This window comes from Jiella pacifica, assembly GCF_010500815.1.
Lineage (GTDB): Bacteria > Pseudomonadota > Alphaproteobacteria > Rhizobiales > Rhizobiaceae > Jiella > Jiella pacifica.
Window position 1 is genome coordinate 36,418 of sequence record NZ_JAAAMG010000008.1, and the last position, 21,156, is coordinate 57,573.

22 protein-coding genes are annotated in these 21,156 nt (G+C 66.2%); 11 read left to right on the forward strand and 11 right to left on the reverse strand.

The genetic code is table 11. The features are described from left to right. Nucleotides 1-75: 75 nt before the first annotated feature. A complete protein-coding gene (locus tag GTK09_RS27165; RefSeq protein ID WP_203560989.1) occupies nt 76-222 on the reverse strand; it encodes an entericidin domain-containing protein in 147 nt (48 codons plus the stop codon). A gap of 187 nt (nt 223-409) precedes the next feature. Between GTK09_RS27165 and GTK09_RS11365 the strand changes: the two genes are divergently transcribed. From GTK09_RS11365 to GTK09_RS11380, 4 genes are all read left to right on the forward strand, one after another. Further along, nucleotides 410-1,558, forward strand: coding sequence for a patatin-like phospholipase family protein (locus GTK09_RS11365; RefSeq protein ID WP_163463288.1), 1,149 nt, complete (start codon nt 410-412; stop codon nt 1,556-1,558). Nucleotides 1,559-1,771: 213 nt separating this feature from the next. Next, complete coding sequence (locus GTK09_RS11370; protein ID WP_163463289.1) at nt 1,772-2,416, forward strand: exopolysaccharide biosynthesis protein; 645 nt, start codon at nt 1,772-1,774, stop codon at nt 2,414-2,416. Between the two features lie 168 nt (nt 2,417-2,584). Then, entirely contained in the window at nt 2,585-2,875 is a 291-nt protein-coding gene (locus tag GTK09_RS11375; RefSeq protein ID WP_163463290.1) for a hypothetical protein, read from the forward strand. A gap of 203 nt (nt 2,876-3,078) precedes the next feature. Next, nucleotides 3,079-4,089, forward strand: coding sequence for a GlxA family transcriptional regulator (locus GTK09_RS11380; protein ID WP_163463451.1), 1,011 nt, complete (start codon nt 3,079-3,081; stop codon nt 4,087-4,089). Nucleotides 4,090-4,253: 164 nt separating this feature from the next. On the opposite strand, the gene GTK09_RS11385 is transcribed toward GTK09_RS11380, so the two are convergent. Then, complete coding sequence (locus GTK09_RS11385; RefSeq protein ID WP_163463291.1) at nt 4,254-5,081, reverse strand: DUF1194 domain-containing protein; 828 nt, start codon at nt 5,079-5,081, stop codon at nt 4,254-4,256. Nucleotides 5,082-5,426: 345 nt separating this feature from the next. On the opposite strand from GTK09_RS11385, the gene GTK09_RS11390 reads away from it, so the two are divergent. Together GTK09_RS11390 and GTK09_RS11395 are read left to right on the forward strand one after the other, a co-directional pair. Continuing rightward, entirely contained in the window at nt 5,427-7,208 is a 1,782-nt protein-coding gene (locus GTK09_RS11390) for a hypothetical protein (RefSeq protein ID WP_163463292.1), read from the forward strand. 141 nt (nt 7,209-7,349) lie between these two features. Continuing rightward, on the forward strand, nt 7,350-8,912 hold the full coding sequence (locus GTK09_RS11395; protein WP_163463293.1) for a DUF2125 domain-containing protein: 1,563 nt from the start codon (nt 7,350-7,352) through the stop codon (nt 8,910-8,912). 21 nt (nt 8,913-8,933) lie between these two features. Here GTK09_RS11395 and chrA read toward each other — a convergent pair whose 3' ends face one another. After that, nucleotides 8,934-10,313, reverse strand: a complete 1,380-nt coding sequence (gene chrA, locus GTK09_RS11400; RefSeq protein ID WP_163463294.1) for a chromate efflux transporter — start codon at nt 10,311-10,313, stop codon at nt 8,934-8,936. Between the two features lie 264 nt (nt 10,314-10,577). On the opposite strand from chrA, the gene GTK09_RS11405 reads away from it, so the two are divergent. Beyond that, nucleotides 10,578-11,024 (forward strand): YqaA family protein, encoded by a 447-nt coding sequence (locus tag GTK09_RS11405; protein WP_163463295.1) that lies wholly within the window; start codon nt 10,578-10,580, stop codon nt 11,022-11,024. A 51-nt stretch (nt 11,025-11,075) separates the two neighbouring features. On the opposite strand, the gene GTK09_RS11410 is transcribed toward GTK09_RS11405, so the two are convergent. Continuing rightward, nucleotides 11,076-11,294, reverse strand: a complete 219-nt coding sequence (locus GTK09_RS11410; protein ID WP_163463296.1) for a hypervirulence associated TUDOR domain-containing protein — start codon at nt 11,292-11,294, stop codon at nt 11,076-11,078. 190 nt (nt 11,295-11,484) lie between these two features. Here GTK09_RS11410 and GTK09_RS11415 point away from each other — a divergent pair, with 190 nt between their 5' ends. Continuing rightward, complete coding sequence (locus GTK09_RS11415) at nt 11,485-12,510, forward strand: DNA topoisomerase IB (protein WP_163463297.1); 1,026 nt, start codon at nt 11,485-11,487, stop codon at nt 12,508-12,510. Between the two features lie 12 nt (nt 12,511-12,522). On the opposite strand, the gene glcF is transcribed toward GTK09_RS11415, so the two are convergent. The 7 genes from glcF to GTK09_RS11450 form a co-directional block, all read right to left on the reverse strand. Beyond that, the gene (gene glcF / locus GTK09_RS11420) at nt 12,523-13,824 is read right to left on the reverse strand and encodes a glycolate oxidase subunit GlcF (protein WP_163463298.1); all 1,302 of its coding nucleotides are present in this window, start codon (nt 13,822-13,824) and stop codon (nt 12,523-12,525) included. A gap of 13 nt (nt 13,825-13,837) precedes the next feature. Then, nucleotides 13,838-14,191, reverse strand: a complete 354-nt coding sequence (locus tag GTK09_RS11425) for a hypothetical protein (protein WP_163463299.1) — start codon at nt 14,189-14,191, stop codon at nt 13,838-13,840. Further along, a complete protein-coding gene (locus GTK09_RS11430; RefSeq protein ID WP_163463300.1) occupies nt 14,188-14,403 on the reverse strand; it encodes a DUF433 domain-containing protein in 216 nt (71 codons plus the stop codon). The genes GTK09_RS11425 and GTK09_RS11430 overlap by 4 nt, the downstream gene beginning before the upstream one ends. A gap of 24 nt (nt 14,404-14,427) precedes the next feature. Then, the gene (glcE, locus tag GTK09_RS11435) at nt 14,428-15,654 is read right to left on the reverse strand and encodes a glycolate oxidase subunit GlcE (protein ID WP_163463301.1); all 1,227 of its coding nucleotides are present in this window, start codon (nt 15,652-15,654) and stop codon (nt 14,428-14,430) included. Between the two features lie 14 nt (nt 15,655-15,668). After that, nucleotides 15,669-16,259 carry a Uma2 family endonuclease gene (locus GTK09_RS11440; protein ID WP_163463302.1) on the reverse strand — a complete coding sequence of 197 codons (591 nt, stop codon included), beginning with the start codon at nt 16,257-16,259 and terminating at the stop codon, nt 15,669-15,671. A gap of 15 nt (nt 16,260-16,274) precedes the next feature. Beyond that, complete coding sequence (locus tag GTK09_RS11445; protein ID WP_163463303.1) at nt 16,275-17,768, reverse strand: FAD-linked oxidase C-terminal domain-containing protein; 1,494 nt, start codon at nt 17,766-17,768, stop codon at nt 16,275-16,277. 100 nt (nt 17,769-17,868) lie between these two features. Further along, a complete protein-coding gene (locus GTK09_RS11450; RefSeq protein WP_163463304.1) occupies nt 17,869-19,170 on the reverse strand; it encodes a DUF3422 family protein in 1,302 nt (433 codons plus the stop codon). A 186-nt stretch (nt 19,171-19,356) separates the two neighbouring features. Between GTK09_RS11450 and GTK09_RS11455 the strand changes: the two genes are divergently transcribed. The 3 genes from GTK09_RS11455 to GTK09_RS11465 are packed head-to-tail and all read left to right on the forward strand — an operon-like array spanning nt 19,357 to nt 21,154. Further along, entirely contained in the window at nt 19,357-20,157 is an 801-nt protein-coding gene (locus GTK09_RS11455; RefSeq protein ID WP_203560998.1) for a (Fe-S)-binding protein, read from the forward strand. Further along, nucleotides 20,154-20,693, forward strand: a complete 540-nt coding sequence (locus tag GTK09_RS11460; protein WP_312869800.1) for an O-acetyl-ADP-ribose deacetylase — start codon at nt 20,154-20,156, stop codon at nt 20,691-20,693. The genes GTK09_RS11455 and GTK09_RS11460 overlap by 4 nt, the downstream gene beginning before the upstream one ends. Beyond that, the gene (locus GTK09_RS11465) at nt 20,690-21,154 is read left to right on the forward strand and encodes a DUF29 domain-containing protein (RefSeq protein ID WP_163463305.1); all 465 of its coding nucleotides are present in this window, start codon (nt 20,690-20,692) and stop codon (nt 21,152-21,154) included. Before GTK09_RS11460 ends, GTK09_RS11465 begins: the two co-directional genes overlap by 4 nt. Nucleotides 21,155-21,156: the final 2 nt, after the last annotated feature.

Here is a 21,156-nt window from a genome sequence, read left to right on the forward strand (position 1 = left end):
ACTGCCCTATCGGGCCGGGGTCGGCCGACGGCCTCATTCTGGCGGTCACTCCCGCCTGGATATGCGCCGAAGTGGTTACCGCGCCACGTCGTTGACGGCGGCGCCCGTGGCGTCGACGGTGTTGCCCACGTCGCGACCGACGCCGCGAACCGTGTTTGCGCAGGCCGACAGCATCAGGGCACTGGCGAGAAGAGTGACGAGGAAAACACTGCGCCTGGTCATGGTGTACTCCGGAAAAACAACTTGGTCGGCAGTCTAACGCCTACGAGCCTGCGAGGTTCCCGCAGGTCTCGCCCGCGGGGCGATCGCGACCAATTTCGCCCTGTTGCAGTGCAACAAAACCTGATGCCGTCCGTTGCTCCGAGCGCGGGCCATCCCGCAGACGCACCGGCATTGAAGGCTCCAGTTCATGAACCAGCATCAGACGGCTCAGGCGGTGACCAGCGATCCGACAATCACCAAGCCCGACGAAATGCTCGTGCTCGTCCTCCAGGGCGGAGGCGCGCTCGGCTCCTATCAGGGTGGGGTGTTCGAGGCGATGGAGCGGCGGGGCGCGCGGCCGGAATGGATCGCGGGGATTTCGATCGGCGCGATCAACGCGGCGCTGATCGCCGGCAACAAGCCCGGCGAGCAGGCCCGGGCGCTGCGCAGCTTCTGGGACGAGGTTTCTTCCAACATCACCTTCGGCGCGCCGCTTCCGGGTCTTTTCATGGAGACGACCTTCAACGAGGTCAGCGCTGCCTCGACGGCGCTTTACGGCATCCCCGGTTTCTTCGAACCGCGCTTTCCGCCGACCTATCTCTTGCCCGGCGGGACGCCCGGGAACGTCGGCTACTACGACACCGGGCCCTTGCGCGCGACGCTCGAACGACTGGTCGACTTCGACCGGCTGAACAATGGGGAGACGCGGGTCAGCCTCGGTGCGGTGAATGTCGGTACGGGCAACTTCCGCTACTTCGACACCAACGACACGCGGATCGGCCCCGAACACGTCATGGCCAGCGGCGCGCTGCCGCCGGGCTTTCCGCCGATCGAAATCGAGGGCGAGTGGTATTGGGACGGCGGCCTCGTCTCCAACACGCCGCTGCAATACGTCCTCGAACGCGACCATCATCACGACATGTGCGTCTTTCAGGTTGATCTGTTCTGCGCGACGGGTCCCGTTCCCCGGACGATCTCCGAGATCGCCGAACGGGAAAAGGACATCCGCTTCTCGAGCCGGACGCGCCTCAACACCGACATGATGAAGGAGCAGCGCAAGTTGCGAGCGGCGCTGCACCGACTGCTGCGCAAGCTGCCGGCCGAGTTCGCCGACGATCCGGACGTGAAGCTTCTCGCCGACCGGTCGAACGACGCCTGCGTCACGATCGTTCACATGATCAATCGCCGCAAAGCCGCGAGCCGGGATTCCAAGGACTACGAATTCTCCCGCCGCTCCGTCGACGCGAGGTGGAACGACGGTCTCGCCGACGCCGAGGAGACGCTGGAGGACGAGCGCTTCCTGCACCGGCGGATGCCACCGCACTCGGTCGAAGTGCTGGATCTGACCCGGAAGTAGATGCCGGTCGTTCCGGGGGCGACTCGGCAACATCGCGATTCTTTGCATCGCCGACCGGCGCCGGAAACCTCGACTTAACGGGGGAATGGGCATAGTGAGCCCAGTGCCGATCGTTCGAGATGCATCCGTTTAACTCGGGAGACTCGTAGCGGCCGGCAACATCCCGCGCCTCGTTGGGCAGCTTTTACAGTGTCACACCACAGAGTCTCGTCCGTGCCCCCTGGTGGTTTTTCCAGTCTGCGCCGCGCCATCCGCCGGCAAGGTGGCAAGCGCCAGAAGCGGATCTCCGCGATCCTTCGCACGTTCAGCCACACGCGCCGCGAAGAACCCACCATCGGCGAACTTTCGCAGGCCTTCGACACGCGCGCCTTCGGTGCCTTCTTCATCCTGTTCGGGGGATTGAACCTCGTTCCCCTGCCGCCGCCGGCGTCCTTCTTCATCGGCCTACCGCTGATGTTCTTCACCTTCCAGCTGGCGATCGGACGTCACCGGCTGTGGCTGCCGAATTTCGTCGGGCGCATGAGGCTCAGCCCGGACCGCATCGCGCTTGTGATGGACAAGATCGGCCCGATGCTGCGGCGGATCGAGCGGCTGGCGCGGCACCGTTACTGGCTGGAGCCGGAACGCCTCCTCCTGCCGCTCCTCGGCTGGTACTCCTTCATCATGGCGACGATCGTCGCGATCCCCTTTCCGCTGACCAATCTCATTCCGGGCATATCGGTCGCTCTCGTCGGCGTCGCGATCAGCACCCGCGACGGGCTGTGGCTCGCCGCTGCGCTGATCACCGGCGTGATCGGCATCGTCGTTCTCGGGGGATTCTACGGAGCCGCCGCCTTCGCCGTCCTGCAACTGTTCTAAGGTCGCGCCTTCGACCGATGGAAATTCCCTCGGCGGACGACTGTTTCTGCCGGTTTGAAATTCCTCTCGACATGCGAGGTCCGCTGTATGAGCCCAGTCGATCCCTCTGCCGACGCTCGAAGCTTCCGGGCAAGCAGAAGCACTGCCGAATTCGTGGCTCTTGCGACATTGTCCCCCTTTGTGATCGCAAGCCGCGTCGGACAACTCTGGTTCGCCATGGCGACGGCGCCCACCGCCAGGGACGAGGCCGAGGCGATCCGGATGGTCGACGAAAAGATCGTGGCGACGGCCGAAGCCGTGATCGCCGTCCAGACGGCCATCGCCAGGGCCGCCGGCGAGGCTGCAATCGCCGCGATGACGGGGCGGCGCAGTGCCAATCCAATGGATGCCATCGTCAGCGCCGGCTTGCGGCCCTATGCGAAGCGGGTCCGCGCCAATCATCGCAGGCTCTCGCGATAGCCCTCGCCGTCGTAGAGACGACCGCATGATTGGCTGCTGACGGTCCTTCGGCCCACCATCGAAACGACCTATCCATTTGCATTGCACAGGCGACGAATTTTCGTCACCGTCGCCGGGCAAAGGCGAGGTGATCGTCGCGATTTGGGTCGAAGGCCGGGTCGATGAGCTATTTTGATGACGCTGGCGCGGCGAGCGAGATCGTCATGGTCGATGCGACCGGGGATGGTCCGAAGCGGACGATCCTGTTCCTGCTCGTCCCGAATTTCTCGATGATCGCTTTTGCGAACGCGATCGAGCCGCTGAGGATCGCCAATCGCATCGTCGGCCGGGAGGTCTATCGCTGGCGCCTGGCCTCGTCGGACGGTGCTGCCGTCGCCGCGTCGAACGGCATCGCCTGCGCCGTTTCCTCGTCCCTCGACGCGGAGCGGCGCGACCTCGTCTCGAGCAATCGGCCGTCGATGGTGCTGGCCTGTTCGGGCGTCTTCGTCGAGGAGTATGAGGACAAGCCGGTATTCTCCTATCTCCGGGAAGCCCATCAGCGCGGCATTTCGGTCGGCGGCCTGTGCACCGGCGCGTGGATTCTTGCCCGCGCGGGGCTCCTCTCCGGGCGCAAATGCGCCATCCACTGGGAGAATCTCGCCGGCTTCGCCGAGGCCTTTCCGATGGTCGAGGTCTATGCGGATCTCTTCGAGATCGACCACAACATCTACACCTGCGCCGGCGGCACCGCGGCGCTCGACATGATGCTCGCGCTGATCCGCGAGGATCTCGGCGACGGGGCGGTCAACCGGGTTTGCGAACAGGCGATCACCGACCGCGTACGCGGATCGCACGACCGCCAGCGGCTGCCGCTGAAGGCGCGGCTCGGCGTCCAGCACGCCAAGGTCGTCCGGGCGATCGAGATCATGGAAGCCAATCTCGCCGATCCCCTCTCATTGGCCGAGATCGCCTATCACGTCGGCCTGTCACGCCGGCAGGTGGAGCGGCTGTTCGAACGCGAGATGGGGCTCTCGCCGGCCCGCTATTACCTCGAAATGCGGCTCGATCGGGCCAGGCATCTGTTGCGCCAGTCGCAGTTGCCGATCGTCGAGATCGCCATCGCCTGCGGCTTCGTCTCGGCCTCGCATTTCGCCAAGTGCTACCGCGAGCTCTACGATCGATCGCCGCAGCAGGAGCGTGCCGGCCGCCTGAAGAAGGCCGCGTCGCTGGCATGACGAAGCGGGCGGGGACGGGAGGTTGGCTGCGCCTTGGCGGGCGTCGCCCACCGTCGACGCACAGGACACGAAACGCCGAGCCCGCGCCAGGAAACGGAACTCCCGGAAAGGCTTGCAAGGAACCGAAGCGGCAGGCCGGCGGCCGGCCGACCGAGGCGGCGCGTTCAGCGTGCGTCGTCCATCCAGCGCTGCTGGCGTTCCATCCACATGGCTTCGCCGACGAGACAGTCGGCCGGAGGCAGCGCCTGCGTCTTCACGACCGGCCTCGTCTCCTCCTGATCGACGGGCCAGCCGCCGGCGAGTTCGAGGATCAGCTTGCGCCTGACGGCGTCGGGAAACTGCGACCAGTCGTTGACCGGAATGACGAAGGCGCGAGGCCCGCCGATCACGCAATCGGAATAGTATCGATCGAGATCGGGGATCGAGCCCCAGGAGAAGCCGTTGCCCGAGGTCATCAGCGGCAGGCCGTTGATCGTGATACCTGCGGCGACGGCCCCATCGCGCGCCATCGTCACCATGCGGCCCTGATTGTTCGGTCCATCGCCGGAAATGTCGATCACCCGGCGCAGACCGTCGTAGCCGTTGCCGGCGAACATCGGCACGATGGTGTCGATGGCTGCGGAGATCGAGGTGCGGCGTTCGCGGTCGGGAAGTTCCGTCGTCAATTGATAGGCGAAGGCGTCGGCGGCGGCCTTGCTGTCGATCAGTGTCCATGGGACGACCACCGTCTGCGACACCGTGCCCGCCCATTCGACATAGGTGACGGCGACCTTGCCATTGACCCCGTCGAAAATCGCTTCCTGGACCTTCGGATCGCGGAAGGCGGCGGCATAGCCGTCGCGCTGGATCGCCTGCTCGGACTGATCCATCGACCAGGAAACGTCCACTGCGAGGACGAGTTCGACGTCGACGGCCGTCCCCTCCGGCGCGGCCTTCGTCCCGGCGCCGAAATCCGACAACCCGCGCTCGATGGCGACTGCCGGCAACGGCATGGCGAAGAAGGCGGCAAGAGCGAACGGGCGGACCAGACCGCCGAACGGCCACGGGAACGATCCGGGTCGTCGGTCTCTGGAACGGGGCTCTGCGGGCACGCCTGACTGAAAAATCCGGCCGCCGACCCCTCGGGTGCAATGCCGCTCTTGCATCGCAACACGCTACGCCGAAGACGTCTGTGCGCAATTCACAAAGCCGTCACACCGGCCGTCCGCCGGGGGCGCCCGCCGCGGTGCCCGGCCAACGAGACTGCCCAACGACCGGATTTGCCACAGTATCATCAGCCTTTCTTAAGTCGGCCGCGCCATGATGCGGCAATCCATCGCAATGCGGGACCGTTCACCGTGACGTTCACCTCGACCGCCGCCCAGGCTCATTCGGCGCGACGTTTTTCCCCTCTCGCTTCGCCGCTCGTCCTCCTGGCGGCCGTGTCGATCCTCCTGGTCGCGCTGCTGCTCCTGCCGCTGACCGTCCCGATCGGCGCGATGTACTGGGACCTCTTCATCTATTTTGACGCGGCCAACCGGATCTTCGGCGGCCAGGTGCCGGGGGTCGACTTCTTCACCCCGGTCGGGCCGCTCGGCTATTGGCTGTTCGCCCTCGTCGAATGGATCTTCCCCAAGGGCCAGCCGCTCCTCGTCGCCCAGTGGTCGCTGTTCCTCGTCACGGGCCCGCTGATCGCCCTCGTCGTCGCCGACGTCGACAAGCGCTCGCGGGGCCTAGCGCTGGCGCTGCTCGGACCGTTCCTGGTCTTCCAGCTGCTGCCGTTCAACGTCACCTCCTACTACTCGTTTCCGAGCGTCGACGGGTTCGGCATCTACAACCGGCAGATCACCGAGATCCTCTACGTCCTTGCGGCGGGGCTCGTCTTCGCGGCGTCGCGGCGGGTGATCCTCGCCGTCGTCGTCGGCACGATGCTGGCGCTGTTCCTGACCAAGGTCACGGGCTTCTTCGCCGGCGGGCTCCTCTGCGTCGTGGCGCTTGCGGCGCGGCGGATCGAGCTGCGCCTGGCGCTGGCAGCAGCCGCGGCCTTCCTGGCGGTCCTCGCCGTCCTCGAGCTCTTCCTCGGCATCGTCTCGGCCTATGTCGGCGACATTGTCGCGCTGCTTTCGATGAACGAGGGCAGCCTCTTGCCGCGCTTCCTGCAGGCCGCCTCGATCCACTTCACCGTCTTCGGCCCGCTCTGCCTCCTGATGCTCGCCCTCGCCGTCTTCGACGGGCGCGAAATCGCCGGCGCGGCCAAATCCCTCGCCCGGTCGCCCGGCTGGACGTCGCTTGCAAGGCTTGTCGACCGGCCGATCGTATGGATCGCGGCAGCGACCTTCGCGGCCCTCTTCGTCGAGACCCAGAACACCGGTGGCCAGGGCTTCATCTTCCTGTGGCCGATGCTTCTGATGGCCTGGACGCGGCGCGGCGCAATGACCGGGACGCGCCTCGGCCTCGTCGCGCTCCTGATCGCCGCCTCTTCGCTTCCCTATTTCGTCGAGGTGACGAGCCGCGCCACCCGCGCCTTCGTCGGCCAGATGAAATACCAGAGGCTGGCGAACGATCATCTCGGTCCGCTCGGCCAGGTCACCCAGCGGCCGGAGATCATCCACCACGCCGAGGTGATGAAGCAGATCTATATGGATCATCCCGAAACCTACGAGGCGATCGCCCGAGCCGGCGAACTGCCGAACTTCACCCTCTACAGCGAGCCGGACTTCCAGCTCACCTGGCTGATGGCGGTGGATGAGGCGGCGGGTGCGATCAAGGCCTTCGAAGCAAGCCACGGCGTCCGCTTCGAGACGATCATGAGCCTCAATTTCGTCAACCCGTTCCCATGGCTGCTGGAGCGGCAGGCGCCGCACGCGATCGCCATCGGCGCCGATCCCTACCGCGCCGTGCCGGACCCGGACGGGACGGTGATTTCCGCCGTGCAGGACACCGACCTGATCCTCTACCCCCGCTGCCCGGTCACCGGCGCCAACGAGCGGCTCCGGTCCCTTTACGATGTGGCGATTCAGACGAAGACGAAGATCACGCTGTCGCCCTGCTGGGACGCCTATGTGGATCCCGCGGTGGCTGCCGCAGCCTCCGCCGGTGCGGCGCCCAAATTGCGCGGCGCGGTCTCGGCGGTACAATAAGTCGCGTTGAGACGCGTTGCCGGGCACTGCGCGAGATTTCCACGACGCCTTCCCAAGGTCGCAGTTTGCCGCCACAAAAGCGGGTCTCGACCTTCCACTTCGCACCATTGCGACAGAACCCTCGTCCGGACCCTCGACAAGATGCGCCTTCGCTCCGCTCTCACCGCCCTCCCGTTCCTCGTCCCGGCCGCAGCCCATGCGCAAGGCGACGGTTCCGGCGAGGCAGGGACGGCCCTCGGCGCCGCCGCCCTGACCGCGGCCCTGAAGGACTATCTCGGCCCGCTGCCGTTCAAGGACGGCTTCGTCACCATCGAGCCGGACCCGAAGGGCTATCGGATCACCCTCGCGGCCAAAGGTAGTTTCTCGACCGCCCTGCCCGGCGGCGGCCGCGCCGAGACCAATGTCAGCCCCTATTCGCTCGTCGTCAGCCAGCGCAGCGACGGCAACTGGCAGGTGAACGGCGATGGCGCGGTGGCCTTCTCCTACGGCCTCGACGTCGATGGTGGGAAGGTCGACACCGACTACGCGATCAACGGGATCGAGTTTGCAGGGATCTGGGCGACTGACATCCGCAGCTTCCTCACGTCGACCGGAACGATCGACGGGATGCAGATGTCGCAGGCCCAGCCGAACGGCGACGTTCGGGCCGAGTTCGGGCCGATGCGCATTCAGTCGACGAGCCAGCCGAAGCAGGACGGCATCGTCGACTACAGCCTTTCCCAGGTCGTCGACGGGTTCACCGAAACGATCCGCACCGCGCTCGATCCGGCGCAGCCGGACAAGTTCATCGACATCGTCTTTTCCGCCGGCGCCTATACGGTCACCACGGACGCCGCGGACCTCCAGGCGCGGCCGATCACCGATCTCGCCGCCTTTCTCTTGAGGAAGGCCGGCGACGACACACTGCGCCAGTCCGAGCCCGAGCTGAAGCGCCTGATCGGCGAGGCGATGCCGCTGTGGAGCCGGATCGCCGGCGACACCAGCCTCGATGACATCGCCGTCAAGACACCCTTTGGAACCGCCGCGATCGGCCGCCTCGACCTCGCACTGTCGGGCGACGGGATCGTCACCGACGGCACCTACAGATATCGCTTCGCCGCCAGCGGCATGACCTACGATTTCCCGCAGATCCCCGGCTGGGCGAAGCCGCTCATCCCGAGCGACATGACGATGGACGTCGTCGGCGCCGGCATCGATCTCGAAACACCGGCCCGCATCATGATCTCGCGCCTCGACCTGTCCACCGACGAGCCGCTCTCGGAGGAAGCCGGTCGGGAGATCCTCGCGACCTTCGAAGAGAAGCGGCCGCGGCTGCGGCTGGAAAACGTCCGGCTGGCCGCCCGCGACTACGACGTAACCGTGGACGGCGAGATCACCTTCGACGCAGCCAAGCCCGAGACGCGGTTCGACATCGTCGCGACCGGCCTCGACGCGGCCTTGAAGTCGCTCCAGGACGCCGGCGCCGAGGATCCGCAGGCGCTGCAGGGCTTTGCCTTCGGCTCGATGGCGAAGGGCTTCGGCAGACAGATCGCGGACGGCAAGACCCAGTGGGTGATCGAGACCGCAGCGGACGGTTCGGTGAAGATCAACGGCGTGACGATCAAGGGCCCCGATGCGCCGTCGGTGGAGCCGCAGCCGTCTCCCGAGATCGAACCCGCGCCCCTAGCGCCGGAGGGCGACGACGGCGCCGGCCAGCCGCTCTGATCGTCGCCGCGCGCACTGCCGTCAGCCGAGGAGAAACGCGCCGAGGCTGCCGGCCGCGCACAGGCCGAGAGTCGGCAGCATGCCGAGCCTGAGGACGAAGATCGCCACGACCGCCGTCAGGACCAAGGCGAGCGCCAGGAGATCGAGGCTGGAGAGCACCGGCACGTCGAGCGACAAGCCGTAACGTTCGACCTCCTCCACCCGCGCGAACAGAACGTGCAGGGCGAACCAGACGGCGAGATTGAGGATCACGCCGACGACGGCGGCGGTGATCGTCGACAGGGCCGCCGACAGCGCGCGGTTGCTTCTCAGCCGCTCGATGAAGGGCGCGCCGGCGAAGATCCAGAGGAAGCAGGGCGCGAAGGTCACCCAGGTGGTCAGGCACGCCCCGAGCGCACCGGCGAGATAGGGATTGAGCGACCCGGGCTCCCGGAAGGCCGCCAGAAAGCCGACGAACTGTGTCACCATGATCAACGGTCCCGGCGTCGTCTCGGCCAACCCGAGGCCGTCCAGCATCTCGCCCGGCTGCATCCAGCCATAGGTACCGACGGCCTCCTGCGCGACATAAGCGAGCACCGCGTAGGCGCCGCCGAAGGTCACCACTGCCATCTTGGAAAAGAACACCGCGATCTGCGAATAGACGTTGTCCGGGCCGAAGGCGAAGAGCAGCGCCGCCACCGGCAGCAGCCAGACGGCGAGGCAGACCGCGGCCGTCAGAAAGGCCGATCGGGCCGAGGACCGGACCGTGCCGGAATGGGTTCCGACGGCATGATCGCCGTCCGTCACCGCCACGTCGCCTTTTCCCGCCGCTGCAAAGGCCGGATGGCCCGCCCGCCCGCCGGCGAAGCCGAGGAGGCCCGCTGCCGCGACGATCGCCGGAAAGGGGACGGCGAAGAGGAAGATGGCGACGAAGGCGGCCGCGGCGATGGCGATCATCCAGCCGTTCTTCAGCGCCCGCCCGCCGATCCGCAGCACCGCCTGGACGACGATGGCGAGCACCGCCGCCTTCAGCCCGAGAAACAGCGAAGAGACGATCGCCATCTCGCCATAGGCGGCATAGACGATGCTGAGCCCCATGATCGCCAGAAAGCCGGGCAAGACGAAGAGGAGCCCGGCGACGAGGCCGCCGAGGGTGCGATGCAGAAGCCAGCCGCAATAGGTCGCGAGTTGCTGGGCCTCCGGCCCCGGCAGGAGCATGCAGAAGTTCAACGCGTGCAGAAACCGATCCTCGCCGATCCAGCGCTTCTCCTCGACCAGGATGCGGTGCATCACCGCGATCTGCCCCGCCGGCCCGCCGAAGGAGAGGCAGGCGATCCGCGCGAAGGTCTTGGTCGCCTCGCCAAGGGAGATCCCGTGACCGGTAGCGAGATCGCCGACCGTTGCCGGTGCATCACGCTGCATCAAGGCAACCGATGGCGTAGCCGCGAGCAGCAAGGCACGACGGCAGGTAATCCGCGCGAAGGCGGATCGCGGCCGGTCTTTTCCGTCCGAGGGGCTGCGTGACGAGGGCATCCGGGCTCATGGTGATCTTCATCTGCCGATGGAGCCAGCCATGCGTGTCAGGCGTGTGACGGTGCGGCATTTGCCTCCATCGTGCACCGCCATCGAAGCGAACGGAAGCGAGGGCGCTTCAGCGACCTTGTCCGTTCGGCTATCAGGGCGGCCATGACGAGCGAGTTCCTCTCCGCCGCGGCGATGTTCTGGTCGGCCTTCCTGGCGGCGACGCTGCTGCCGGGGGCGTCCGAAGTCGTGCTCGCCGCCGCCCTCGTCGAGCGGACGGTAGATCCCTGGGTCCTGATTGCGCTCGCCACTGCCGGAAATACCCTCGGCTCCCTGTTCAACTGGGTCTGTGGACGCTTCTTGATCGGCTTCCAGGACCGCCGATGGTTTCCGGTCTCGCCTCGGCACGTCGAGCGGTTCTCCTCCCTCTTCCAGCGTTACGGCGTGTGGACCCTGCTCTTCGCCTGGGCGCCGATCGGCGGCGATGCGCTGACCGTCGTCGCCGGCATCGCCCGTGTCAACGTCGGCCTCTTCCTGGTCCTCGTCGGGGCCGGCAAGCTGCTGCGCTATCTGGTGGTCGCGGCAGGGGTGCTGGCCTGGCCCTGGTGGTGAGGACAGGGCGTTCATCCGCCAGAGCGTCCGACCTTCGCCCAGGATCGGCAGTCAGCCGCTTTTCTTCAGTTCCGATTCCGACTTCAGCACCTCGGACCCGTCCTCCTGCTCGATGAGATAGGCCGGATTGTCGTCGCTGGCGTTGCGGGTAATCTCGCTGCCGGCAATGGTGCGTGTGACCCTTTCCTTGAAATGCTCCTTCACCTGCCCCGTCCCCTCGCCGTTTCCCCACGACCAGGCGACATGCTGGCCCTTTCGAAATTGCGTCATGGCTCTTTCACCTCCGATGGGTTTTCACGTTGCCGCGTGAAAGGCGAAAAGCCGGAGACGGTTCCCGGGCAAGCGGTTGATCCGGGGAGCGAAATCGTCGCAGGCAGGGGTCGGAACGACGGCGGGCGAAATTGCGTTAGCGCATCTCCGAGCAACCCAACTTTCGGCGAGCGCCGAGTCCGAGACGCCGATGCATCACGATCTTGCCCTTCATGCCCAACGTCACGGGCTCGAAATGGTCGATCCCGGGAGTTTCGAGATCGAGCGGCACAAATGCGGCCGCGGCTTCAGGGTCTGTTTCGGCGGTGGCGAAACCATCCGGGACGCGCAAATCAGGCGCCGTATCAAGGCGTTGGCGATCCCACCCGCCTGGACGCAGGTGAAGATCTGCGTCTTCGAGAACGGCCATATCCAGGCGGTGGGGCGGGACGAGAAGGGCAGGCTGCAATATCGCTATCACGATGCCTGGGTGAACGTGCGCAACGCCGTAAAGAGCGAAAGGCTGCTGCGCTTCGGTCGGGCGTTGCCGAAGCTGCGCGGCCAGATCGAGCGGGATCTCCGCCGCCGCAAGGCCGATCGGCGGATGACCGCGGCCGTCGCCACCCGCCTCGTCGACGTCGCCGCGATGCGCCCCGGCCACGAGAAATACGCCGCCGACGGCGGCCGCGGCGTCGCGTCACTGCGTCGCCAGAACCTGAAGATCGTCGACAAGGTCGCGGTGCTGAAATTCGTCGGCAAGTCCAACAAGGAACATCGCATCGAGATTGCCGAGCGCCCGCTCGTCGCCTCGCTGAAAAAGATGCGCCAGGGCCGCGGCCAGCGGCTGTTCCGCTATCCCGGCAAGACCAAGAAGCAGCGCGAGCTGACGGCAAACGCTCTCAACGACTATCTGCACGAGGCCTCGGGCGCGGCGATATCGGCCAAGGACTTCCGCACCTTTCACGGCTCTGCCGAGGCGCTGCGGTTCCTCATCGAGGAGGCCGGCGACGCCGACACGCCGAACAAGAAGAAGCGCGCCGTGGCGGCGGCGATGCGCTCGGTCGCCGCAAGGCTTCGCAACACGCCAGCCGTTGCCCGCTCGTCCTATGTCCATCCGGCGATCGTCGAGGCCTACGAGGCGGGCATGCTCCCCGCCGATCTCCTGCAGGGGCGCCGGCGCGAGCGGCTGACAGCGCCCGAAACCGGGCTGATGCGGTTTCTGGAACAGGCGCGGTAACCCGGCGCGCCCTCACCCGAGCAACGCCGGCCTCTCGCCGCCGAACGCCCAGTCGAGCAATTCCACCGTATGCACCACGGGAATCTTCGTCCCCCCGCCGATCTGCGTCATGCAGCCGATATTGCCGGTGGCGATGACATGCGGCGAAACGCTTTCGATGTTCTTCACCTTGCGCGTCTTCAGCCGGTCGGCGATCTCCGGCTGCAGGATGTTGTAGGTGCCGGCCGAGCCGCAGCACAGATGCCCCTCCGGCACGTCCCGGACAGCGAAGCCGGCTTTCGACAGAAGCGCCTTCGGCTGGCGGACCACGCGCTGGCCATGCTGCATCGAGCAGGCCGAGTGATAGGCGACGACGATCGGCCCGACGTCGCGCGGCGCCGGCAGTTCGAGGTCGGTCAGGAACTCGGTCACGTCCTTCGCCAGCGCCGAGACCCTGGCGGCCTTTTCCGCATAAGCCGGATCGAGCCGGAGCATGTGGTGATAGTCCTTGATCGTCGTGCCGCAGCCCGACGCCGTGATGACGATCGCGTCGAGGCCGCCACGCTCGATCTCGCGCATCCAGACGTCGACGTTGCGGCGAGCGAAGTCGAGCGCCGGCTCTTCCTGGCCCATGTGATGGACGAGCGCACCGCAGCAGCCCTCGCCCTCCGGCACCACCACCTCGACACCGAGCCGGGTCAGAAGCCGCACCGTCGCCTCGTTGATCTTCGGATCGAGCACCGACTGGGCGCAGCCCCTCAGCAGCGCGACGCGCTTGACGCGCGCGCCCTCGGCCTTGCGCACGCCCGGTTCGTTGACCACCGACTTTTTCGGCATCGACATGGGCGCCAGCTTCAGCATGGCGGCAAGCGGCTTCAACGGCTTGACCGCATCGAACAGTCCGGCGAAGGGCCGGCCGAGCCGCGCCAGCGTCAGGCTCGCCCGGAACCGCGCCGGATAAGGCAGCGTCATCGCCAGGATCGTGCGGATCATCCGGTCCGCCAGGGGCCGCTTGTAGGTCCGCTCGATATGCGCCCGGGCGTGATCGACGAGATGCATGTAGTTCACGCCCGACGGGCACGTCGTCATGCAGGCGAGGCACGAGAGGCAGCGGTCGATATGGGTGACCACCTTGTCGTCCGCCGGCCGGTCGTTCTCCAGCATTTCCTTGATCAGGTAGATGCGGCCGCGCGGGGAATCGAGCTCGTTGCCGAGGGTGACATAGGTCGGGCAGGTCGCCGTGCAGAAGCCGCAATGCACGCATTTGCGGATTATCTGCTCGGAATGGGCGACGTCGGGCTGCTGCAGCTGATCGGCGGTGAAGGCGGTTTGCATCGGTCAATGTCTTTTATGGAGCGAGGACGTCGAATTGGCCGGTCCGATTCAACAGAACAACATGACCCGGCGCAGCGGATTTTATGGCTTGCGATATCTGCTCGCAGATCGCCAACAACCTGACCAATCGCTGATCGGGCGGCACGACGAGGGCGAATGGCCGTGTTCCGATCGTGTGCTGAAACCGCATGTTCCGGTCACAGGTGATCAAGACCGAAATACTCTCCGCCTCGACACGGGCCAGCAGATCGCCGTTCCTCAAGCCTTTCCATTCGTTCGGGAACGGCGCGACGACACAGTTGAATGTGGCAAGCGCAGCGATGAGGTCCCGAGGCACCGGCTCATCGAGAATGGCATGTGGGCTCAAGCGACCAATCGCTCGAGGTCCTCGCTCGCCGCGACAAGCGCCCCCTCGACCTGCTCGCGCGTCACAGTCGGAAAGTTATCCAAAAATTCTGCCAGGGACATGCCCGATGCGAGATTCCCGAACAGAGCCTCGACCGGCACACGCGTCCCTTTGAACACGAGTGCCCCCGACATGATGTCGGGATCGCGTGCCATGATATCGTTCACGTCCATGACCGAACCCTCTTTGCTGGCATTCTACCCCATCTTCCCCGGGTTGAGCACGCCCTTCGGATCGAACTGCTCCTTCAGCCGGTGCGACAGCCCTGCCAATGGCCCCGGCTGCGGCTCGAACACGGCCGTCGCCGCCCGAACACTCTCCGACGCCCGCACCAGCGTCGCGTGGCCGCCGCCGAAGCGGCGGAGCGTTGCGCGAACCAGATCGGCTTCGGGCTCGCCCGTCTCCATCTTCAGCCAGACGAGGCCGCCCTGCCAGTCATAGAAGGCGTCGATCGCCGCCTGCATCCTCAGGCTCATGACGATCTCGTGCGCCCGCGTCGGCGTGACCGACAGACGCCAGACGGGCTTCTGCGTTCCGTCGACGAAGGGGCGGACGTCGCGGACGTCGCGCCAGAGCCGCCGCGAAGCCTGCGGATCCAACCGCTCGACTTTTCCGACCTTTTCCAGCCCCCGTCCGAGATGGGCGGCCCGCGCCTCGACCGACGGGCCGAAGCCGTCGATGCGGATGAGCGTCGCGGCATCGTTGCCGAGCGCGCCGTCGGCGACGCGGGCGGCGACATACATCGGCAGATGCGCCGCACCCGAGACCTCCGCCGAGGAGCCCATGGAAGCGGCCATCGCGCCGGCCGCCTCTGCGTCCGACAGGCCGCGCAGCACCAGCGTCGTCTCGGTCTCGCATTTCGGCAGGACCTTGATGGTGATCTCGCTCATCACCGCCAGCGTCCCGTAGGAGCCGGTGAGGCCCTTCGACAGATCGTAGCCGGTGACGTTCTTGACCACCCGGCCGCCGGACTTGAAGATTTCGGCCCGCCCCGAGACGGCCCGGACGCCGAGGACGTGATCGCGGGCGGCACCCTGCTTCAGCCGCCGCGGACCGGAAAGGTTGCAGGCGACGACGCCGCCCAGCGTCCCCTGCCCGGCGCAGAGCCCGTGCAGCGGGCCGTAATCCATCGGCTCGAATTCCAGCCGCTGCCCATGCGCGTCGACCAGCGCCTCGATCTCGGCGATCGGGGTGCCGGCTTTGGCTGAGAGCACCAGCTCTTCCGGCTCATACAGCGTGACGCCGGACATCTTAGCGAGCGACAGCGTTCGCGCCGCCTGCACCGGCCGGCCGAGCCCGGCCTTGGAACCCGTCCCCTCGATCGCCAGCGGCTCCTCGGCCGCGACGGCGGCGGCGACGATGTCGCGGATGTCGGCTTCGGATTGGGGGTGGAGGATGGTGGCGGCGCTATCGTCCTGCGTCATCGATCGGGCACTGCTCATCCGAGATCGGTCCGGGCATAGAGGTCGCGGAGAAGGCAGGAGAAGCCGAATTCCGGCAGGTCGATGCGGTCGTCCGGCGAGCGGTAGACCAGCCCCTTCCATCCGTTCGAGCGAGACCAAACCTCGATCGCCACGTCGGTCTGGGACAAAATCAGGACGTGGAGGCAATCGGGGTGATCGGCGTAGCGCATCCGCTTGGTGCTGATGAAATCAGGGGCATTGGAGTCGGAAAGAACTTCCGCGGCAAGATAGAAGCGCTCGGCAAAATAGACGCCGGTCGGAACACGATCGACGACGGCGACGTCGACCTGCGGCCGAAAGCCCGGATGACCCGGGACGCAAAGACCGATCTCTCTCATGGCGTCGAGATCGGGCCGCACGACATCGAGCGCATCGTTCAGGAGACGCTCGAGGTTCGAACCAATACGCTGATGCTTCAGGCTCGGCGGATGCATCATCTGGATCGGCTCCCCCTCGATCAGTTCCCAGCGTTCGTCCTCGCCACGTGCTTCCAAAAACTTCAGGAATCGCGCCTCGTCCATCGGCGGCTCGTCGCGCAGCGAGGGAAGTCGTTCGATCGCGCTCATTGCATTCTCCTCCCTTCAGAACCTCGGCAAATCCGGAAACGCCACCTGTCCCTTGTGGACATGCATGCGGCCGAGTTCGGCGCAGCGGTGCAGCGTCGGGAACACCTTGCCGGGATTGAGCAGGTGCTTGTCGTCGAAGGCGCACTTGACCCGCTGCTGGTGCTTCAGGTCGGTCTCGTCGAACATTTCCGGCATCAGGTCGCGCTTCTCGACGCCGACGCCGTGCTCGCCGGTCAAGACACCGCCGACCGCCACGCAGAGCCTGAGGATGTCATTGCCGAACTCCTCCGCCCGGTGGAGTTCGCCCTCCTTGTTGGCGTCGTAGAGGATCAGCGGGTGGAGGTTGCCATCGCCGGCATGGAAGACGTTGGCGACCCGCAGGCCGTATTTCTCCGACATCGCCTTCATGCCGGCCAGCACCTTCGGCAGTTCCTTGCGCGGGATCGTGCCGTCCATGCAGTAGTAGTCCGGCGAAATGCGCCCGACGGCCGGGAAGGCCGCCTTGCGCCCGGCCCAGAAGGCGGCGCGTTCCTCTTCCGACTGCGACACCCGGCAGGTGACCGCGCCGTTGGCATTGGCGATGCCCTCGACTTCCGCGAGAAGATGGTCGACCTCCGCCCCCGGCCCGTCGAGCTCGACGATTAGCAGCGCCTCGACGTCGGTCGGATAGCCGGCATGGACGAAATCCTCCGCCGCGCGGATCGCCGGCCGGTCCATCATCTCCATGCCACCGGGAATGATCCCCTTGGCGATGATCGCGGCGACGCATTCGCCGGCTTCCTCGGAGGTCGGAAAGCCGATGAGCACCGCCCGGGCGGTCTCGGGCTTCTGCAGAATGCGCACCGTCACCTCGGTGACGACGCCGAGCAACCCTTCAGAGCCGGTCATCAGGCCGAGCAGGTCGTAGCCCTCGGCGTCGAGATGCTTGCCGCCGAGCCGCATCACCTCGCCCTCGATGGTGACGAATTCGATGCCCAAGACGTTGTTCGCCGTCAGGCCATATTTCAGGCAGTGCACGCCGCCCGAATTCTCCGCGACATTGCCGCCGATCGAACAGGCGATCTGCGACGAGGGGTCCGGCGCATAGTAGAAACCATGGCCAGCCACGGCATGGGTGATGCCGAGATTGGTGACGCCCGGCTGCACCACGGCGCAGCGATTGTCGTAGTCGATCTCCAGCACCCGGTTGAACTTCGACAGGACCAGCAGCACGCCGTCCTCGAGCGGCAGCGCGCCCCCGGACAGCGACGTGCCCGAGCCGCGTGGCACGACGGCGATATCCTCCCGATGGCAGTATTTCAGCACGGCGGCGACCTGATCGACGGTGGAGGGCAGGACGACGACGAGCGGCAGCTGGCGGTAGGCGGTCAGGCCGTCGCTCTCGAAGACCGCCATCTCGTTCGCCGCATCGACGACGCCTTCCCCCGGCACGATCGCGCGCAACGCCTCGACGATCGCACGCCGACGGGCGAGGATGGCCTCGGACGGCTTCGGCATCATCACGGACATCGGCAATCTCCCAGTCTTTGCCTCAGCTTATGCAGTCGCGGCAGGTTCGTCCACAAGACCGGGCAGGCTCACGACTGCGCGGGGCGAAGATCGGCCAGGTTCAATGGTCGCCGTCCTTTCCCGGACGGACGTGACGGCGGCGGATACGCCCGACCACCGTCCAAACGGCGAGAAGCGCGATCGGCACGAAGAGCGCGGTCAGGACCGTCGAGGAGACCGGAAAGCCTTCGTGCTCCAGCCCCTTCGCAACATAGCCGAACAGCCCGACGACATAATAGCCGATCGCCGCCACCGACAGGCCCTCGACGGTCTGCTGCAGCCGCAGCTGCAGCTGCGCCCGGCGATTCATCGACGACAGGAGATCGCGGTTCTGGTGTTCGAGTTCGACGTCGATCCGGGTGCGCAGGAGATTGGCGGATCGGGCGAGCTTTTCCGAAAGATTGGCCTGGCGCTCCTCCACCGATCGGCAGGTGCGCATCGCCGGCGCCATGCGCCGCTTCAGGAACGCGCTCCAGCTTTCCTGGCCGGCGAGCGGCTGCTCGACCACCCCAGCGAGGCGCTCGCGGACGATCTCGTCGTAGGCCCGGCTCGCCCCGAACCGGTAAAGCACCGAAGCGGCCGACGCCTCGACTGCGGCGGCGGCCAGCGTGATCTCCTGCAACAGTTCGCGCGAGTGGCCCGGCCCCGCCTTCATCTCCTCGGTGATCTGCATCAGGCGGCCCTCCAGCGCCTGGACCTCCGGCCCCACTGACTGGGCGAGAGGCAGGCCAAGCAAAGCGAGCGTCCGGTAGATCTCGATCTCGACGAGACGCATCGCCAGCGCCCCCGCGCGGGCCGGCGGCAACCCGTCGTCGAGAACGAGGATGCGCGTCAGGCCGTCGCCGTCCTGGCGAAAATCGGTCGCGGCATGGGCGAGGCCCGCCTCCATCACCGAAAAGCAGAAGCTCGTCTTGTCGAAGATCTCGAGGGCTGCCTGGCCGTCCGCGTCGTTCGGCCGCATTTCGAGATGGACGCCGCCGATCAGCGGGCCTGGCGCCTCGAAATCGGCGCCGAAGGGATGGCCCGCCACCGGATCGCCGAACCGCTCCGGCACCGGGCCTTCCCAGGAATAGGTGCAGAATTCGGTGTGGCGTTCCCAGCGCAGCTTGCCCTTGCCGAAGGCGAAGGCATGGGTGCGCGCGTCCTTGGCCGGCGGCGGAACGCCCCGGCGTACCGACATGTCGGAAAGGATCTGATGGTCGCGCACACCATGGTCGGCGTTCATGAAGGCGAGGACGATGAGCGCCCGCGGCAGCTTCATCAGGGGAAACGGGCGCGCGTGTAATTCGCCGAGGACGAGCGCCCGGCGCGGATCCTGTTCAAAGCGTTCGAGCGACTGTCGTGCGAATGTGATCGACGTCATGCGGCCCCCTCCCCGAGAGACCGCCCTTGCTACAGGATGGCGGTTCGGGAGAAAACGCCAATTTGCGATCGTTCCAAATCCGGCTCAGGATCGTTACATGAGTCGGACCATCTCGACAAAGGTCGACCGAGGCTTACCGAGCGCGGTGCCGGCCGGAGATGACAGTGGAGTTTCAGTGCCTTGACCATGAACGGCATGACAGACGGCGCCCCCTCGACGGCCCCCGCACAGACAACGCCGACCGTGGCGCTGTTCGTCACCTGCCTCGTCGACCTGTTCCGGCCGAGCGTCGGCTTTGCAGCGATCAAGCTTCTGGAGGGCGCCGGCTGCAAGGTGGTCGTCCCCGCATCCCAGACCTGCTGCGGCCAGCCGGCCTATAATTCCGGCGACCGCGAGGACACCAAGGCGATCGCCCGGCAGGTGATCGAGACCTTCGAGGGTTACGACTACGTCGTCGCGCCGTCCGGCTCCTGCGGCTCGACGCTGCGGAAGCATTATCCGGAGCTCTTCGCCGAGGACCCGGCATGGCACGAGCGGTCGGAGCGGTTTTCCCAAAAGGTCTACGAGCTCGTCAGCTTCCTCACCGACGTTAGGGGCGTCACCGCGGTGAATGCCACCCTTTCCACGACGGTCACCTACCACGATTCCTGCTCCGGCCTGCGCGAGCTCGGCATCCGCGAGCAGCCGCGGCGGCTATTGAAGAGCGTCGAGGGCCTGACGCTGAAGGAGCTTCCCGAGGCCGACGTCTGCTGCGGTTTCGGCGGCACCTTCTGCATCAAATATCCGGACGTTTCCAACGCCATCGTCGGCAAGAAGGCCAAGCACGTCGCCTCGACGGGCGCCGAGATGCTGCTCGCCGGCGATCTTGGTTGCCTGATGAACATGGACGGCAAGCTGAAGCGCGAGGAGATCGGCGTCGAGGTGCGGCACGTCGCCGAGGTACTGGCTGGCATGACCGACAAGCCGCCGATCGGGGGCAAGCTGTGACGACCATCCGGCGCGGCGATACGGCGATCGAGGTGATAACAGCCGACATCACCACGCTGGAGGTGGACGCCGTCGTCAACGCCGCCAACCAACAGCTCAAGGGCGGCGGCGGCGTCGACGGCGCGATCCACCGCGCCGCCGGCAAGGCCAGGCTTCAGGAGGCTTGCCGCACCATTGGCGGCTGCCCGACCGGTGAAGCCAGGATCACCGAGGGCTTCGACCTGCCGGCCCGTTCCATCGTCCATGCGGTCGGCCCGCGCTGGAAGGACGGGACGAAGGGCGAGGACGATCTGCTGGCCGGCGCCTACCGCCACTCCTTCACGCTGGCTGCAGAACACGGCGTCCGCTCCATCGCCTTCCCGGCGATCTCGACCGGCATCTACGGCTTCCCGAAAGAGCGCGCGGCAACGATCGCGGTCTTGCAGTGCTTGGCCGCAGCCGATTCTGGCAAGTTCGAGCGGATCGTGCTCTGCTGCTTTTCCAGCGGCGACGCGGAAATCCACGCCGCTGCGCTGACACGGGAGGCGACGTCATGAGCCTTGCCAAGGACAGCCGGCAGATCGCAGGCACAGCCCGCTACGACGAGGACTTCACCGCCTGTGCCTTCGAACAGGCCGAGCTGCTGCGGCGCGGCCAACTCGCGGATGCCGATCTGCCCCATCTCGCCGAGGAGATTGAGAGCTTGGGCAATGAGCAGATCCACGCGATGGAGTCCTTTTATACGCTGCTGATCTTTCATCTCCTGAAGTGGCAGTTTCAACCGCAGCGGCGAACGCGGTCGTGGGATCTAACGATCCACAATGCGCGAGGCCAGATCGCCCGAGGGGAAAAGCGCAATCAGACCCTGCGCGCTGGCGCGGAAGAAATCGTCAACGACATCTATTCCCAATCCCGTGGTTCAGCGGCCAAGGAAATCGGCCGGCCGATCAACACCTTCCCCATGACCTGTCCCTATTCGCTCGACTTCTTGCGCGATCAGAACGCAATGCCGGAGTGAGA

Excerpts from the sequence above, each read along its gene's own strand:
- GTK09_RS11450 (WP_163463304.1), bottom strand. The coding sequence starts at position 19,170 with ATGACGTCGATCACATTCGCACGACAGTCGCTCGAACGCTTTGAACAG.
- GTK09_RS11365 (WP_163463288.1), top strand. The coding sequence starts at position 410 with ATGAACCAGCATCAGACGGCTCAGGCGGTGACCAGCGATCCGACAATC.
- GTK09_RS11405 (WP_163463295.1), top strand. The coding sequence starts at position 10,578 with ATGACGAGCGAGTTCCTCTCCGCCGCGGCGATGTTCTGGTCGGCCTTC.
- chrA (WP_163463294.1), bottom strand. The coding sequence starts at position 10,313 with ATGCAGCGTGATGCACCGGCAACGGTCGGCGATCTCGCTACCGGTCAC.
- glcE (WP_163463301.1), bottom strand. The coding sequence starts at position 15,654 with ATGACGCAGGACGATAGCGCCGCCACCATCCTCCACCCCCAATCCGAA.
- GTK09_RS11385 (WP_163463291.1), bottom strand. The coding sequence starts at position 5,081 with ATGCCGTTGCCGGCAGTCGCCATCGAGCGCGGGTTGTCGGATTTCGGC.
- GTK09_RS11455 (WP_203560998.1), top strand. The coding sequence starts at position 19,357 with ATGAACGGCATGACAGACGGCGCCCCCTCGACGGCCCCCGCACAGACA.
- glcF (WP_163463298.1), bottom strand. The coding sequence starts at position 13,824 with ATGCAAACCGCCTTCACCGCCGATCAGCTGCAGCAGCCCGACGTCGCC.
- GTK09_RS11395 (WP_163463293.1), top strand. The coding sequence starts at position 7,350 with ATGCGCCTTCGCTCCGCTCTCACCGCCCTCCCGTTCCTCGTCCCGGCC.
- GTK09_RS11415 (WP_163463297.1), top strand. The coding sequence starts at position 11,485 with ATGCATCACGATCTTGCCCTTCATGCCCAACGTCACGGGCTCGAAATG.
- GTK09_RS11410 (WP_163463296.1), bottom strand. The coding sequence starts at position 11,294 with ATGACGCAATTTCGAAAGGGCCAGCATGTCGCCTGGTCGTGGGGAAAC.
- GTK09_RS11465 (WP_163463305.1), top strand. The coding sequence starts at position 20,690 with ATGAGCCTTGCCAAGGACAGCCGGCAGATCGCAGGCACAGCCCGCTAC.
- GTK09_RS27165 (WP_203560989.1), bottom strand. The coding sequence starts at position 222 with ATGACCAGGCGCAGTGTTTTCCTCGTCACTCTTCTCGCCAGTGCCCTG.
- GTK09_RS11440 (WP_163463302.1), bottom strand. The coding sequence starts at position 16,259 with ATGAGCGCGATCGAACGACTTCCCTCGCTGCGCGACGAGCCGCCGATG.
- GTK09_RS11430 (WP_163463300.1), bottom strand. The coding sequence starts at position 14,403 with ATGGACGTGAACGATATCATGGCACGCGATCCCGACATCATGTCGGGG.
- GTK09_RS11380 (WP_163463451.1), top strand. The coding sequence starts at position 3,079 with ATGGTCGATGCGACCGGGGATGGTCCGAAGCGGACGATCCTGTTCCTG.
- GTK09_RS11445 (WP_163463303.1), bottom strand. The coding sequence starts at position 17,768 with ATGTCCGTGATGATGCCGAAGCCGTCCGAGGCCATCCTCGCCCGTCGG.